The sequence below is a fragment of the Polaribacter uvawellassae genome (assembly GCF_039748955.1).
GTDB classification, from domain to species: Bacteria; Bacteroidota; Bacteroidia; order Flavobacteriales; family Flavobacteriaceae; genus Polaribacter; species Polaribacter uvawellassae.
On sequence record NZ_JBDIZN010000003.1, the window covers coordinates 307,899 to 322,613 of the forward strand.

Consider the following 14,715-nt stretch of genomic DNA (forward strand, 5'->3'; position numbering starts at 1 on the left):
TTAAATAGTAACAATTAAAATTTAAAAAAATGAAAAACAACACAAATTGGTCAATCGACAACGCACATTCAGAAATTGCTTTTAAAGTAAAGCACATGATGATTTCAACAGTAACAGGACATTTTGAAGATTTTACAGCAACTGCAAAAACAGATGGTGATAATTTTAATGGTGCAAGTTTAGAGTTTAGTGCAAAAACAGCATCAATAAATACCAAAAATAAAGATAGAGACACGCATTTACAATCAGATGATTTTTTTAATTCTGAGAAATTCCCTGAAATGAAATTCGTATCAAAATCTTTCAATGGCGATACCTTAGTTGGTGATTTAACAATTAGAGACGTAACCAAAGAAGTTACTCTAAATGCAGAACTTAATGGTGTTGCTGTAGATCCTTATGGACAAACAAAAGCAGGTTTTGAAATTACTGGAGAAGTGAGCAGAAAAGATTTTAATTTAACTTGGAATGCAGTTACTGAAGCTGGAAGTATTGTGGTTTCTGACAAAGTTAAGTTAGTGGTTGATGTACAATTCACAAAACAATCTTAATTTAAAATACACAATTAATAAAAAAATAAGATTTTGCTCAAAGTTTATAAAAGGTAAAAGTAACCATTGATGTAATTTTTGAGGAAATTTAATTTCATTGACAAAAATCTATCCCAAATTAATGTGTAAGTACAAAACGGTTTAAACGTAAGTTTAAACCGTTTTTTGTTTTTATCTCTAAAAAAAATAAAAAATATCAATTAACTTTGTAACAAAAGCAACCAATTTAAAGTCTAACTAAAAGTTAGACACCATTAATTTTATTTTTTTCTATGAAACGCTTTTTTTACTTTCTATCTGTTTTTCTTTTAATCAGCTGCGGAAACTCAAAAAATTCACCTGAATTTATGAAAGCTGTAACTGGTAATTATTTGTTTAATTCTGATGAGTCTATTGGAATATCATTTGTTGAAAATGAAATGATAGTTCGTTGGAGAGGAAACGACAATATAAAACCATTAAAAGTAAACGATAGTACTTTTTACATAAAAGCGATGAATGAAAAATTTGTTTTTATAATGCAACCCAAAGTTCACATTGTATTGGCTAAAAAGAGAGAACACGAAGGAAAAACTTACGCATTTAATAAAATGCAAGACGGAGAAAAAACCCCAAGAGAATATCTTTTTAACAAAGAATATGATAAAGCTTTAGCTGGTTATTTATCCATTCAGCAAAAAGATTCTTTAGATAAAACCATTAGAGAAAGCACCATTAACAGTCTTGGATACAACATGTTAAATGACAAAAAACACAATATTGCTATAGAAACGTTTAAGATTAATATTAAACTGTATCCAAAAAGCTCTAATACTTATGATAGCTTAGCAGATGCCTTTCTTCGAAAAAAAGATACTGTAAATGCAATTAACTATTACAATAAAGCGCTTTCTATAAATCCAGAAAACAGCAGTTCTAGAAGAATGTTAAAAAGAATAACTAAAAAATAGTGGAACATTTAAAATATCCAATCGGACACGTACATATTCCTGAAAACATTTCAGCAAAAGATATTGAAAACTGGATTTTTGATATTGAGGAATTTCCATCAAAACTAGAAAATCTCGTTAAAAATTTATCCGAAGAACAATTAAATACTCCGTATCGAAATGGAGGTTGGACAATTAGACAAACCATTCATCATTGTGGCGATAGTCACGTAAATAGTTATATACGATTTAAATGGACTTTAACTGAAGATAAACCAACAATTAAAGCGTATTTCGAAGACCGTTGGGCAGAACTGTTTGACTCAAAAGATGCGCCAATAGAATTGTCTTTACGCTTTATAAACGCATTGCATGCAAAATGGGTCTATTTGTTAAAAGGACTTTCAGAAGATGATTTAAACAACGTATTTATCCATCCAGAAAGTGGCGATTCGGTTTCTTTAAAAAAGAATATTGCCATTTATGCTTGGCATTGTAACCATCATTTTGCGCACATCAAAAATGTATTAATTCATAATAAGTGGGTATAACTATTTGTCATTCACTTGGAAATAGGAATCTATTTAAAAATTAGATTCCGAATTAACTATAGAATGACAGAAGCAATAAAATTCCTATATTTATTGTTTAATTTAATTATTATGAAAACTGCGCAACAATGGTTTGATGAGTACGCTGTAAGCCATCAAAACAAAACCAATATTACCATTCATTTTATTTGTGTTCCTGCTATTTTTTTTAGTGTAATTGGTTTGCTAATGAGCATTCCAACTACGTTTTTAGAAAACACATTTGGACTCTACAATCCTTTGATAGAAAATTGGGCTGTAGTAATTGGAGCTTTGATGCTCCTCTTTTATTTACGTCTTGGTTTTTGGTATTTTATCAACATGTTAATCGTAACCATTTTATCTGTTATTGGAAATTATTGGCTGAGTGATTTTGGAAATCTCGCCATCATATCAATAACCATTTTTGTAATTGCTTGGATTGGGCAATTTTACGGACATAAAGTAGAAGGAAAAAAACCATCATTTATCAAAGATTTACAGTTTTTATTAATTGGACCACTTTGGGTACTTAAAAAATTAGGGAAATGAAAAACGAAATCACTTTCGAAGACTTCACAAAAGTTGATATTAGAATCGGAACGATATTAGAAGTAAACGACTTTCCAAAAGCTAGAAAACCAGCCTATCAATTAATAATTGAATTTGGAGATTTAGGGATTAAAAAATCAAGTGCACAAATTACCGACTTGTACTCTAAAGAAGATTTATTAAACCGTCAAGTAACAGCAATCGTTAATTTTAAACCTCGACAAATTGCTAATTTTATGAGCGAATGTTTGGTGCTTGGGATTTATAATGAAGACCAAAACGTGGTTTTATTACAAGCTTCTGATGCGGTTAAAAACGGAGAACAAGTTAGTTAACAATTAACAGTGATCAGTTGTCAGTGATCAGTTAGCATTGTCAGTTATTTTTACCTACTCTACATTGTTCATTGATAATTGTTCTTTGTTCATTGTACATTGTTTAATTATCTGGGTTATTCAAAATCACCAAAGCAGCAATTACTCCAGGAACCCATCCGCAAAGCGTTAGTAAAAAAACAATGACAAAAGAACCACATCCTTTTCCTAAAACTGCTAATGGCGGAAAGAAAATTGCTAATAAAACTCTTAATAAACTCATAGTATTTTGGTTGATAAATAGTACTTATGAGACGATTTTAGTTGATAAATGTTACAAAAAAAGAAGTGGCAATAAGTAACAAAGGCACAAAGTTGCATAGCGACAAAGCTAACCTTTGCTTCTTTGTGCCTTTGCAACTTTGTGCCTTTGCGACTTTGCGACTTTGCAAATTTCTAACTTCTCCTTACATTTTATCTCCGAAGAAGATTGCATTCATTAATAACTTATTGGTTCCGTACCAAAATGCTCTAAAGTTGGTATTGTCTGTAAAAACAATTACTCTACCTCTACCCATTCTTTGAACTTGAAAAGGAACTGTACCTGCTAAAACTTTTAAGTTTTGTTTAGAAATATAACCAGCCAATAACGGATTCTTAGTATACTGAATCGGGTTGTTATAATTGGTTTTATTTGGTTTTATAAAAATAGTGGTATTTCTAAAGATTGGCAATTCGTCGTTTTTATAACCAAAGTTAATTGGATGCGACACATCTAACTTTGTATTAAAAATTGCTCCACCAATTACTTGTGCACCAGAACGTAAACTTCTATTTTCAAATGTTACAGGATTTGTAGGAGATGCTGCACTTTCAAATTCTAAATTGATAAACTTCTTAGAAGCCAACCATCTTACTGCACTTTTGTAACCAATTAATACTCCGCCGTTTCTAACCCACGTTTTTAATCGTTCTTCTGTGCCTTTATCAACTCCACGACTACTTGGTACAATTAAAGTAGAATATTTGCTTAAATCTGTTCTACCAACATAAGACATGTCTAACTTGGTCACTTTAATATTATAACGCGTATCAAACAAATGCCAAATTTCTCCAGCGTCAGAACTCGAAATTCCATCACCAACTAACATCGCAATTTTCTTCGGACTGATATTACTAAAATTATTAGAACCTAAATCAATTCCTTCATTTAAACCGGTTCTTGTTCCGTACACATGCACATGGCTGTTTTTAGCAACTTTTTCTAAAAAAGTAAATAAGTCTACTGCGTTTAGTTTTTGATCTTGTACAGGAATAAAAATAGTTCCGTAATCAAAATCTTTTCCTCCGTTATTAAACTTCTTTAAAGAAACTTTCGCTCTAATGCCTTTGTTTAAAATAGTATTCAATGCTTTTGGCGTATAATAATCGTTCCAAGGCATTAAATATCCATAATCACTTTTATAAGAAATAGAACCAACAGGCATTTCTAAGTTGGTTACAACTTTTCCTATTTTGTTGGTTGCAATATTTTCTTCGTAGTCTAAATTAAAAGCCAACGGAAATGTCCATGCAGAAATATCATAAAACAAACTGTCTGTAAACTTGGTTGTTTTTTGGAACATCGCTTTTACCAATCTGCTGTTCTTTTGATTCATCGGAATTACAAAACTGCTTCCTTTTTTATAGTTTTTTCCTTTTGATGTAAAGTCAGATGCAACTTCGTTAAATTGTATTTGATGTCTTTTTAAAATCTCTGCTAAATGATACGTTCTTGCCGCATCTTTTTCGTCACCAAAAACAATTGCTTTGGTTTTTGCATTTTCTTTTCTTGCATTCTTAAAGAAATCTTGTTGGTACTTTAAGATTTGAACTCTCATATTTTTAGCTGCATCTAAAGTAGATAAAGCTGCTGTAAATTGATTTCTAATGGTAAACGGAAACGTTAATACACCATTTACAGTTTCTTGTGCATGACCACGAGAACTTGCTTGTTCAAATAAAATACCGATACTTCCATTTACATCCGGAAAAGTGGAGCCTTTTCCGTAATAGAAATCGTCAAAGCTTTCTTCTGAATAATACGTAGAACCAATTTTATCTAACGCTTTTGCATGATAGGTTGCAATTTGCTTGGTTAAATCTTGATTTAATTGTGGTGTTAGCGGATTTGTTCTAGACGGAATTCCCGGTTGAAAGAAAAAACTTGAGTTCGATCCCATTTCGTGATGATCTGTTAAGATGTTTGGCATCCATTTATGAAACGAAGCAATTCTTGCTCTAGATTCTGGCAATTGCACTGGCAACCAATCTCTGTTCATATCAAACCAATAATGATTGGTTCTTCCGCCAGGCCAAACTTCTCTGTATTCTCTATCGTTTGGATCTGGATTAATGTTTATCGCTTTGTTTGTATTAGCCCAATATGCAAAACGTTGCAATCCGTCTGGATTAAAAGAAGGATCAAATAAAATAACCGTATTGTCTAATAATGCATCTATTTCGCTTCCTTGCGCAGCCGCTAAATAATAGGCCGCAGCTAAACTAGCATTTGAGCCACTTGGTTCGTTACCATGAATAGAAAATCCTTGATACACCACAATTGGCGCATTAGAAACATCTACAGAAGCATTTTCTGTTGCTGCAATATGGTTTTTACGAATGGTTTCTAAATTCTGATGATTCTTTGGCGACGTAATGGTTAACAACAATAAAGGTCTTCCTTCAAAAGTAGTTCCTCTACTTTCTATAGAAATTCTGTCTGATGCTTTTGCCAAAGCTTTCATATACTCGGCTAATTTATCATGTGTAATATGCCATTCGCCAACTTCATGACCAATGACAGATTTTGGTGTTGGTATGTTTTTATTATAGCTTACATTTTTTGGTAAATAGTACGATAAATCTACTTGTTGTGCAGTTGCAGAATAGGTTAGCAACAAAAAAAGAATAGTGAGTTTTTTCATTAGAAATAGTTTGTTAGTTTTCAGCTTACAAGATAAAGAAACAAAGTCTTTGAGTAAATTTACCGCTATCTATTTAACGTATCTTTAACAATGTTGATATTGAATTAAAAATTTAACAGAAGTTAATTTCATTTTTTAGTAACTTAGTTCTTTAAATTTAAAAACCTATACAATGTCAGAACAAGTACAATTAATACCAAACAATTCTTTACTTACAAAAACCCCTGAAGAAGGAAGACAATTGGCAGTAAAAATGGCAAGACTTATTATAAAAATAACACAGCCTGATGCTAAAATGAGAGAAAAAATGCGTCCAATGTACGCAGAAGATGCTGCAATGCTTATTGCAATTGGGCAAACAGTTGCTACAGAATTTGCTACCATTGCTGCCGCTAATAATTATTGGAAATAGATTATCTACTGTTTTAAATTTGCGTGAGTTTAATAGTGGTTTTACTTATTATTAAAGAAGTTTAACAATTAACAGTTTGAAAACAAATTTACTATGGCTTACCATGAACTAACCATGGCTTTACTATGACTTTGCTATGGCTTTAATACGGGAGAACTATAAATATTCTTTTTTTGTCTTTATTCTTTTCATTTTTCCTTTATGAACCCTTCGACTCCGCTCAGGATGGAAACAAAATACCAAGCCATTATTTCTTTGTTGCTTATTCTTTTCCATTGATGACCTTTCGACTCCGCTCAAGGCGATACCAAAAATCTAGTCTTATTATAATTTTATTGAATTCTAAAAAGAAATTTCACTATCGCGTCCAGACCGTTGCGTTCCCCAATCAAGTTGAGGACAAGCTTTGGACACTTAGCCGTTTCATTTCTTTTGAATTCTTACTAAAATTATAGATATGACGAAGAGAGGTTGTAACTTCAATTTATAATTTTCTAACTGAAGATACTCGCCGTTAGATTTTATGACAGTGGAGATTGTTGTTATTGATTTAAAATTGCTTCGTTTTTACTAGTAATTATGGTGTGTTATGGGTTTTCTAGCAGTTTTCTCCCAAAAAGATCCATTTTTAAAAAATACGACCCTGCTTCACCCGAACAAGACCCGAACAAGACTCGAACAAAACCCCTAAAAAATCGGTTTGTGTGTCAGATTGTGTCAAATTGTGTCAGAATGTGTCAAAACAGGTCAGGATGTGTCATTATTTGTTAGACCTATCTATACACAGTAAAGGTGTAGTTGTAAGTGTTATAAGCAGTATACTACATCGCTATTCATCATTCAGAAACTAGAATCATTTATACAATTATTGCAAAAAAGGATTTGTTAGAGATTAAAAGTCCGTTAGGTACTATTTTAGAATCGTTGGCAAGAAAAACAGCCTGTTTTACTAATTGTTTTTTGAAGTGGTTTTTGTATTTCTTTTTTTTTAACTTAGTAGTTCTTAAAAATTGCACCATTCTCTTAAGATTTTTGTATTGTGTTCTTTTTAAGGTTGGTAAAAGAAAATAACTCCTTTTATCCAGAAAATATAATTAATATATGAGAACATTGTTCTTTATATAGCCCATTTTGCTTCATGACCAGAAACCATTAACCAATGATAAAATTCTTTAGAAAAATTCGTCAAAACTTGCTTTTAAAAAACAAAACAGGAAAGTATTTTAAATATGCTATTGGAGAAATAATACTTGTTGTTATCGGAATTATGATTGCACTTCAAATTAATAATTGGAATGATGCCAGAAAAGAAAAAAAGGAGTTGAACCTATATCTAGCTAAAATTAGCAATAATATTCAATTAGATATTAAGAATTTAACAGAAATTAAAAAACAAAGAATAGCAACAAACAAAGCTTGTAAAAAAGCATTGGTTAACTTTCAAAATAATAGTTACGATTTATTCGTAAACATTAATGCGGCAAGTGTTTTTATAGATTTTTATTTTACACCAAACCAAAGCGGTTATGCGGCTTTAAAAAACTCGTCTTATTTAGGTAAAATTAATGGTACTAGAGTTGATAGCTTAATAGACACTTACAATACAATAGTTAATAAAACCATAAAAGAAGAAATAAGTTTCTTCAACTTTGTAGAAAACATGGAAGTTATATGGGCAGCAAAATTTGACATGTCTGAATTAGTTAGTGTATATATGAATCAAAATAGATTAAATATTGAAGAGCTGGATGACAATCTTAAAAGTAAATTAAAAAAAAGCTTCTCTGATGCGTCATTCAGATCTACTGTAACAAGAGGCGCCATACAAACAGGCATGTTGAGCTATTATGACGAAATAATTAAAGTTGGCAATGAATTAATTAAAGAAATAGAAAAGAGTACTAAAGGTTTTTAGCCTTCTAATAAAATAACGATTGCTATACAATGTGTAAAAAAAAATTGTTTTAGAATGTCTTGGTATATTGAAGTGTATTAACATTGGCTTTGCATGAGTATCTATGAAATATCTATTAGGCTGAGACTATAAAAAAGGAACATTATCGTTGTTTTTTGTTTCATGTTTCTGCTATTTCGTTTAAAATTACTATTTTTAGTTTTTATGTGAAATATTGTATTTTGTACAAAACAATGACTATAATTATTAAAAATTAATAATCTATCTAATATAAAATTATTTTAGATTGCTAAAATTGTATTAAAAAAAAACTGCACTAATTATCAATGACAATAGACGAAATTTTCAAAAAAGAAGAAATTAGTGCACGATCATATCACGTCTGTAAAGACAGCAGATTAAATTCGGTTAAAGAATTAAAGGAATATTATTATAAAAGGAAATCCTTTATTCACCTTCAAAATTGTGGTAGAAAATCAAATGAAGAATTAATTGAAATCTGCAACAAATATCAAGGAGAACATTTTGAAAATATAGAAACTGAAATAAAAAAAGAAAACTCTTTAAAAACAATAATTTCAGATTTAACAAGAGTTCAAAGAGAAGTAATTAATAGCTTTATTCTAGTAAACACAAATAGCCTTTCTGTAAGAAGTCAAAATGCCATTTTAAGTTATTTAAACCAAAATTTAAAAGTAAAAAATTTTGCTACTAAAATTTTAATTCCAAATAGCTTTAAACTAAATAAACTTAAAAATGTAGGTTCAAAAAGCATTAGAGAGTTGGATGTCTATATTACAATAATAAAAGAATACTTAATAGAAGTAAGTCAATCTGAAGATGAAAAAAAATTAATTTCATTAAAAAATAAGCTTCTAATACAACGTACATATTCTATTTCAAAAATTCCTAGTGAAATACTTGAAACAGAATCAATCTTCATTATAGCTAATTTTTTATTAAATGAAAATGCTTTTTTTGAAAAAGACAGAACAGATATTTTAAAAAATGCTTTAAAAGTTTATTTGAATCAAAAGGAACTAACGCTTGAAGAAATTAGTAAAAAAGTGAATTTAACAAGTGAGAGAGTTAGGCAAATTAGAAAATTTTTAGTGGATTCATTATTTGATCAACTCCTTTTTTTGAAAAATTTCAATGACGATATTAATCAAAAATATAATATTGACACAAACCTTAATCAAATTATAATAGAGGATAATGTTTTTGAGAGAATTAATGACATAAATAACGTCTCATTTTCAAAAGAATTTATTTTTTTCATTTTGTATACCTATATTTCTGACAGTCATAAATTGTTAGGTGATATACAAGATGTTCTTCTACCTCAATATTTTAAAGTCAGAAATAGACATAATTGGAAAAATTTCTACTTAATTGAAAAAGATATAGTCAAAGAAATTGATTTTAATGCTATAGCAAATGATATTGATAATAGAATAAGTGATAAAATTATAGAATCCTACTCATTTAATTTTAAAAGCTACTTATCAAGATTTTTAACTAATAATAATATTGATTTTCTTGATTTGGTATTTCCAATAGCTGAAAATATTATTAATCAGGAATTTGAATTACATCTTGATTTAAACGAAAATTTAATATTTAAAAGAAATACAAAAAAACAAGCTCACGAATACGCTTTTGAAGCGCTTGAACATTTAGGTAAGCCATCAAAAGTTAAAGAAATATTTGAAAAAATTTTAGAGTTATATCCTAATTACAATACTGATGAACCTAAAGTTAGAGTTTCAATGAAAAGAAAAAATGGTTTTGTTCCAATTGGTAGAAAAAGTGTCTTTGGCTTGAAAAAATGGGAAAAAGAATTAGATAACTTTAAAGGTGGTACAATAAGAACTATATCTGAAGAATTCCTTTTAAATTTTAATGAGCCGCAACATAAAAAAGTAATAGAAAAATACGTTAAACAATATCGCCCAAAAACAAATGCAAATAGTATTTATAATAATTTATATATAGATGAATCTAATACATTCATATTTTATGAAAATTATTATATAGGTCTTACTTCAAAAAAATATTCTAATAATTTTAAAATATTAACTAAAACAGCTTCACCTACAAGGCAAACTTGGGAAGAAAGTTTAGAGGTTCTGAAAGAATTTATTAGCAAAGAAGAGAGATTACCTTATTCAAGTGGTTGTTCAAAAAGTGAAGAGAAACTATACTGTTGGTTTAACATCCAGAAACGGAAATGCTACGATGGTAAACTCGAAAAAGAGAAAGAACATCTTATAATAGAAATAGATAATATGTTTCCACAAATTAATGGAAAAAGAAGATCTAATTCAAGTGAAAAATATGAAGAATTAATTGCTTTTGTTAAATCAAATTTACGTTTACCTTCTGCAAGTAAAAATGGAGAAGAAAATCTATATCAATTCTTTTACAAACAAAGAAAACTTTTTGATAAAGACAAACTTGAAGCTAAAGAAGAAATACAGTTCATTGAAGTTGCAAAACTTCTTCAAAATATTAAATATGAAAATAAAGGAAACTAAAATACTACAGAGCCAAAGACTCAAAGAAATATGTAATGAAAAAGAAGTAAATTTTAATTCTATAGAAACTCTATTGGATTCTGTAAAAACAAAAAAATTACATTCTAGAAAAAACTATCATCAACAAAAAATTGATGATACCATTAATAAATCCGTGAAATGAAATTATCCGAAATAAAAATCAACAACTTTAGGCAATATTATAAAGAAGTTAATATTGACTTAACAACCAGTTCAGATGAAAATATCATTTTAATCGGAGGTAGAAATGGATATGGTAAAACTAATTTCCTAATTTCAATAGTTTGGTGTTTGTATGGTCGTCAAATTGAAAAAGTAGATAATAACTTTAAACAAGAAATAAAAAAAGAAAAAAATTATGATTCTTTTATGTTTCAATCTCTTAATTGGACTGCAAAAAAAGAGAATAAAGATACTTTTTCTGTTAGCTTACTTATTTCAGAAATCGAATTACCAGAACTAAAGAAATTAAATTCCAATTCTGAAAGCGTAATTATTACTAGAAAATTTAATGTTTCTAGTATGAGTGAAGAACTTCTAATCTTAGATGCTAATTCAAAAATGGAAATATTTAATGATGAAGCAGATAAGATTAACTTTATAAATGATTATATAATCCCGATAGATGCTGCAAAATTTGTCTTTTTTGATGCAGAAAAAATATCTGAAATAGCCAACTTATCAATTAAGGAAGAAGGAAGTTTTATAAATGATGCTTTAGGTAAAATTTTAGGGTTAGATACTTACGATACACTTATTGAAGATATAGAGTTTTATATAAATTCTCTTAAAAAAGAAGGAGCAACAAAAAATTTACAAGAACAAATTGTAGATAAAGAAAAAGCTATTGAACTCTTTAACATCGATATTGAAAAGCTTGAAGCAGAGAATGCCGAAAAGCTTAAAGAGATTGATGATTTAAAGAAATCTATCAGGAAATACGATAATTTTATATCACAACACAGTAAACAAGGCAATTCTATATTTGATAGAGAATCGATTTCAGTCGAAATAGAAAAGTTACAAGCAAAGAGACTTGAATTATCCGAAAAATTTAATGAATTAAGCGAAATAATTCCTTTAACTATTCTTGCAGGAAAACTTGAAGAAGTAAGCGAACAGCTTGAAATTCAAGAGAAAAACGAATTATCACAAAATTCATCAAAAGAAAATTCAGAAAAAATTGAGAATTTTATTGAGCTTCTTTTTAATAAACCACCTGAACCAGAAAATTCTACAATGTCTTTTAAAGACAAAAACTTTTATTACGAAAAAGCTAAAAATTTAGGTTCAGAGTTATTTAGTGATAATGGAGATTATCAAGAATTAGAATTTGAACACGATTTGAATAATTCAGAAAAAAATATTATTAAAGATGCTATAAACTTAGTTAATGAGCAATCTAAAGGTTTATTCGAGACTACAATTGAGGAGTTTAATGAAGTGCAAATTAAACTTTTAGAACTAAATAAAACTTTGAGTAAAGTTGATGCAGATCAAGAAGACGAATATATTTTAGAGGCAATATCTGAAAAAGAAACTGCTGAATACAAAAGAGATATAAGTAAGGAACAGATTGGTGGGAATAAAGAGAAAATAAAGAAATTAGAAAGTGATATAGTTCGTTTAAATCAACAACTACAAACGTTGGTGAAAAAGGTAGATGTAAATGAACAAAATAAACTAAAAATTAAAGAAAGTCAAAAATACATTGACGTCTTAAATTCATTCTTAGAAGAACAGAAAAGTAAACACAAAAATAGTCTTGAAAAAACAATTTTAAGCGAGTTAAAAATATTAATGCACAAACTAGATAGTGATGAAAACAGCAGTAAATTTATTGAAGATGTCAAAGTTACCATTCTAGCTTCAGGTCAAGGAATGAAAATTACATTATTAGATCAAGATGATAATGAAATAAGAAAAGAAAGTTTATCATCAGGAGAAAAACAAATTTATATTTCGTGTTTGATTAAAGCAATATTAAATGAATCAATACAAAGTTTACCAATATTTATAGATACACCTCTTGGTAGATTAGATGAAGAACACAGAGATAACATTACAAAAAAATATTATCCAGCTCTTTCAGAACAAGTCGTACTATTTTCAACAAATAGTGAGATTACACCTAAACGCTATAAAGATATTTCAGAAAACATTTCAAAATCTTATCTACTGTTTAATGATGGAGCAAATACAAATTTAAAAAACGGTTATTTTAATACTACAAGCAATGATTAGATTTAAAATAGATTCAGAAAGTACAGAATTATTAGATAGAATTACAAATATCTATAATTTTAAAAGAGACACAATTACAGGAAGAATTGCATTGTCATTAAGTATTGAAAAAGGTCGTCTGTTTCACGAAAACGAAAATAGTCTACCTCAAAACGGAAGAGAATATACACCTACAAGTAACATCTTTGGTCGTTTAGTTAATGACGTAGATAATTTTACTCTTTATAAAACTATTTTCGATCAACACTATCATAAAGAATTAGCAGAAAGTGTATTTATTAAGCTTTATAAACTTCATTTAAAAGATGGTCTTGAAATCTGGAATAATAAATTAAACAATAGTGACATAACGAAAGGAGAACATATCTCACTTTTATTGAAACCAGTAAAAAAAGGATTACATAAAAGAAAATCTAATGTGTATGTTTCAAGTTCTGATAAAACAGAAACAACTAATAATTTAATCAAAAGCACAAATAAACCTATTGAATTAAACCTAGGAAACGAACTAAATGGAGAACCTATTAAAATTAAAATTAATGACGAAACAGAATATACAAGTCGTCATTTTGGCATTGCAGGTACAACAGGATCAGGAAAAACACAATTAGTATTTGATTTAATTTATCAAATTTCCAAACAAACAGAATATGAACTGAACTTTACTTTTTTTGATTTTAAAGGAACAGATACTAAAGAAAAACTTGATACATTTTTATCTTCAACTAAAGCTAATTTTATAGATATTAAGCATCAAAACGGTTTTCCTTTTAGTCCATTAAAAAACTATGATTTAAGTAATCAAAACTATATTGAGTCTTTTGCAAGCGATTTAAGAACTTTTTTTAAGAGTATTGGTCAAGTTCAATCAGCTAGTTTGGTAAGAGAAATAAAAGACTATTATTTTGATAATAATTCTTCACCAACATTAGACGAATTATTAGAAAATATTTTAGAGAAAAATAAAGGCAAATTTGATACAACTACTAGTGTTATTCAACAACTAATTAACTCTGGTATTTATGATGAATCAAAGTCATATTCTATATTTAATCAAAGTACATACATTTCAATGCCTTCAGAGGTTACAAAAGAGATTAAACAATTTGTAACATTTAACCTCTTGAAATATATGTATGATAGCATTAAAAAATCTGGTGATACTGCTGTAACAAATAATATAAAAGCTTTAAAACACGTTATTATTATTGATGAAGCACAGAATTTTCTGCAACATAAAAATGCAAGACATGTAATTGAGTCAATGTTGAGAGAATTACGATCTATGGGAATAATAATCATCTTAATTGCTCAAGAAACTCAAGATTTTGTTTACAAAGATTTTAATTTTATGTCACAAATTCAATTTCCTATTTGTGCTAATGTTAAAGATAAATCTACGAAAAGAATTATTCCATTTCTTGGTAGTGTAAATAGTGAAGTTAAATTAAATGCTCAATTATCAAAACTCGAAGGTGGTAAAGCTTTAATTAATATAGGTGAACCGAAACTAATTGAGTTAAAACAATGGTGGAAAACTAAACAAGACAAAAGTTTATAAAACGAAGTAATAAACTAGCAACTATATGGTTTTAAAAAAATGACCGATAATTATTTGAATCATATTACAAACTCAAAAAAACAACTATTTCACAACAACAAACCAACACTCAAACTCCAAAATCAAGCAATCCCTAATTAT

12 protein-coding genes are annotated in these 14,715 nt (G+C 28.6%); 10 read left to right on the plus strand and 2 right to left on the minus strand.

The annotated features are described in order from the left end of the window. The first annotated feature begins 29 nt into the window (after positions 1–29). The 5 genes from ABDX67_RS08600 to ABDX67_RS08620 all read left to right on the plus strand — a co-directional run bounded on the left by ABDX67_RS08600 (position 30) and on the right by ABDX67_RS08620 (position 2,936). On the plus strand, positions 30–551 hold the full coding sequence (locus ABDX67_RS08600; protein ID WP_347174605.1) for a YceI family protein: 522 nt from the start codon (positions 30–32) through the stop codon (positions 549–551). Between the two features lie 347 nt (positions 552–898). Continuing rightward, entirely contained in the window at positions 899–1,501 is a 603-nt protein-coding gene (locus tag ABDX67_RS08605; RefSeq protein ID WP_347174606.1) for a tetratricopeptide repeat protein, read from the plus strand. Further along, positions 1,501–2,031 carry a YfiT family bacillithiol transferase gene (locus ABDX67_RS08610; RefSeq protein ID WP_347174607.1) on the plus strand — a complete coding sequence of 177 codons (531 nt, stop codon included), beginning with the start codon at positions 1,501–1,503 and terminating at the stop codon, positions 2,029–2,031. Before ABDX67_RS08605 ends, ABDX67_RS08610 begins: the two co-directional genes overlap by 1 nt. A 111-nt stretch (positions 2,032–2,142) precedes the next feature. After that, positions 2,143–2,601 carry an Mpo1 family 2-hydroxy fatty acid dioxygenase gene (locus tag ABDX67_RS08615; protein ID WP_347174608.1) on the plus strand — a complete coding sequence of 153 codons (459 nt, stop codon included), beginning with the start codon at positions 2,143–2,145 and terminating at the stop codon, positions 2,599–2,601. Next, the gene (locus ABDX67_RS08620; RefSeq protein WP_347174609.1) at positions 2,598–2,936 is read left to right on the plus strand and encodes a tRNA-binding protein; all 339 of its coding nucleotides are present in this window, start codon (positions 2,598–2,600) and stop codon (positions 2,934–2,936) included. Before ABDX67_RS08615 ends, ABDX67_RS08620 begins: the two co-directional genes overlap by 4 nt. Before the next feature lie 103 nt (positions 2,937–3,039). Here the strand turns inward: ABDX67_RS08620 and ABDX67_RS08625 are convergent, their stop codons facing one another. Both ABDX67_RS08625 and ABDX67_RS08630 read right to left on the minus strand, forming a co-directional pair. Next, positions 3,040–3,198 carry a YqaE/Pmp3 family membrane protein gene (locus tag ABDX67_RS08625; protein ID WP_347174610.1) on the minus strand — a complete coding sequence of 53 codons (159 nt, stop codon included), beginning with the start codon at positions 3,196–3,198 and terminating at the stop codon, positions 3,040–3,042. 184 nt (positions 3,199–3,382) lie between these two features. After that, positions 3,383–5,881 carry a M14 family metallopeptidase gene (locus ABDX67_RS08630; protein ID WP_347174611.1) on the minus strand — a complete coding sequence of 833 codons (2,499 nt, stop codon included), beginning with the start codon at positions 5,879–5,881 and terminating at the stop codon, positions 3,383–3,385. Positions 5,882–6,053: 172 nt separating this feature from the next. On the opposite strand from ABDX67_RS08630, the gene ABDX67_RS08635 reads away from it, so the two are divergent. The 5 genes from ABDX67_RS08635 to ABDX67_RS08655 all read left to right on the plus strand — a co-directional run bounded on the left by ABDX67_RS08635 (position 6,054) and on the right by ABDX67_RS08655 (position 14,574). After that, entirely contained in the window at positions 6,054–6,293 is a 240-nt protein-coding gene (locus ABDX67_RS08635; RefSeq protein WP_347174612.1) for a hexameric tyrosine-coordinated heme protein, read from the plus strand. 1,159 nt (positions 6,294–7,452) lie between these two features. Further along, complete coding sequence (locus ABDX67_RS08640; protein ID WP_347174613.1) at positions 7,453–8,208, plus strand: DUF6090 family protein; 756 nt, start codon at positions 7,453–7,455, stop codon at positions 8,206–8,208. Between the two features lie 326 nt (positions 8,209–8,534). Further along, positions 8,535–10,748 carry a hypothetical protein gene (locus ABDX67_RS08645; RefSeq protein ID WP_347174614.1) on the plus strand — a complete coding sequence of 738 codons (2,214 nt, stop codon included), beginning with the start codon at positions 8,535–8,537 and terminating at the stop codon, positions 10,746–10,748. Positions 10,749–10,907: 159 nt separating this feature from the next. Further along, the gene (dndD, locus tag ABDX67_RS08650) at positions 10,908–13,013 is read left to right on the plus strand and encodes a DNA sulfur modification protein DndD (RefSeq protein WP_347174615.1); all 2,106 of its coding nucleotides are present in this window, start codon (positions 10,908–10,910) and stop codon (positions 13,011–13,013) included. Continuing rightward, positions 13,006–14,574 (plus strand): ATP-binding protein, encoded by a 1,569-nt coding sequence (locus tag ABDX67_RS08655; protein ID WP_347174616.1) that lies wholly within the window; start codon positions 13,006–13,008, stop codon positions 14,572–14,574. Before dndD ends, ABDX67_RS08655 begins: the two co-directional genes overlap by 8 nt. Positions 14,575–14,715: the final 141 nt, after the last annotated feature.

Bases quoted from the DNA above. Each gene is read 5' to 3' on its own strand.
- ABDX67_RS08635 (WP_347174612.1), top strand. From the start codon at position 6,054: ATGTCAGAACAAGTACAATTAATACCAAACAATTCTTTACTTACAAAA.
- ABDX67_RS08615 (WP_347174608.1), top strand. From the start codon at position 2,143: ATGAAAACTGCGCAACAATGGTTTGATGAGTACGCTGTAAGCCATCAA.
- ABDX67_RS08625 (WP_347174610.1), bottom strand. From the start codon at position 3,198: ATGAGTTTATTAAGAGTTTTATTAGCAATTTTCTTTCCGCCATTAGCA.
- ABDX67_RS08620 (WP_347174609.1), top strand. From the start codon at position 2,598: ATGAAAAACGAAATCACTTTCGAAGACTTCACAAAAGTTGATATTAGA.
- ABDX67_RS08640 (WP_347174613.1), top strand. From the start codon at position 7,453: ATGATAAAATTCTTTAGAAAAATTCGTCAAAACTTGCTTTTAAAAAAC.
- ABDX67_RS08600 (WP_347174605.1), top strand. From the start codon at position 30: ATGAAAAACAACACAAATTGGTCAATCGACAACGCACATTCAGAAATT.
- ABDX67_RS08645 (WP_347174614.1), top strand. From the start codon at position 8,535: ATGACAATAGACGAAATTTTCAAAAAAGAAGAAATTAGTGCACGATCA.
- ABDX67_RS08655 (WP_347174616.1), top strand. From the start codon at position 13,006: ATGATTAGATTTAAAATAGATTCAGAAAGTACAGAATTATTAGATAGA.
- ABDX67_RS08605 (WP_347174606.1), top strand. From the start codon at position 899: ATGAAAGCTGTAACTGGTAATTATTTGTTTAATTCTGATGAGTCTATT.
- dndD (WP_347174615.1), top strand. From the start codon at position 10,908: ATGAAATTATCCGAAATAAAAATCAACAACTTTAGGCAATATTATAAA.
- ABDX67_RS08630 (WP_347174611.1), bottom strand. From the start codon at position 5,881: ATGAAAAAACTCACTATTCTTTTTTTGTTGCTAACCTATTCTGCAACT.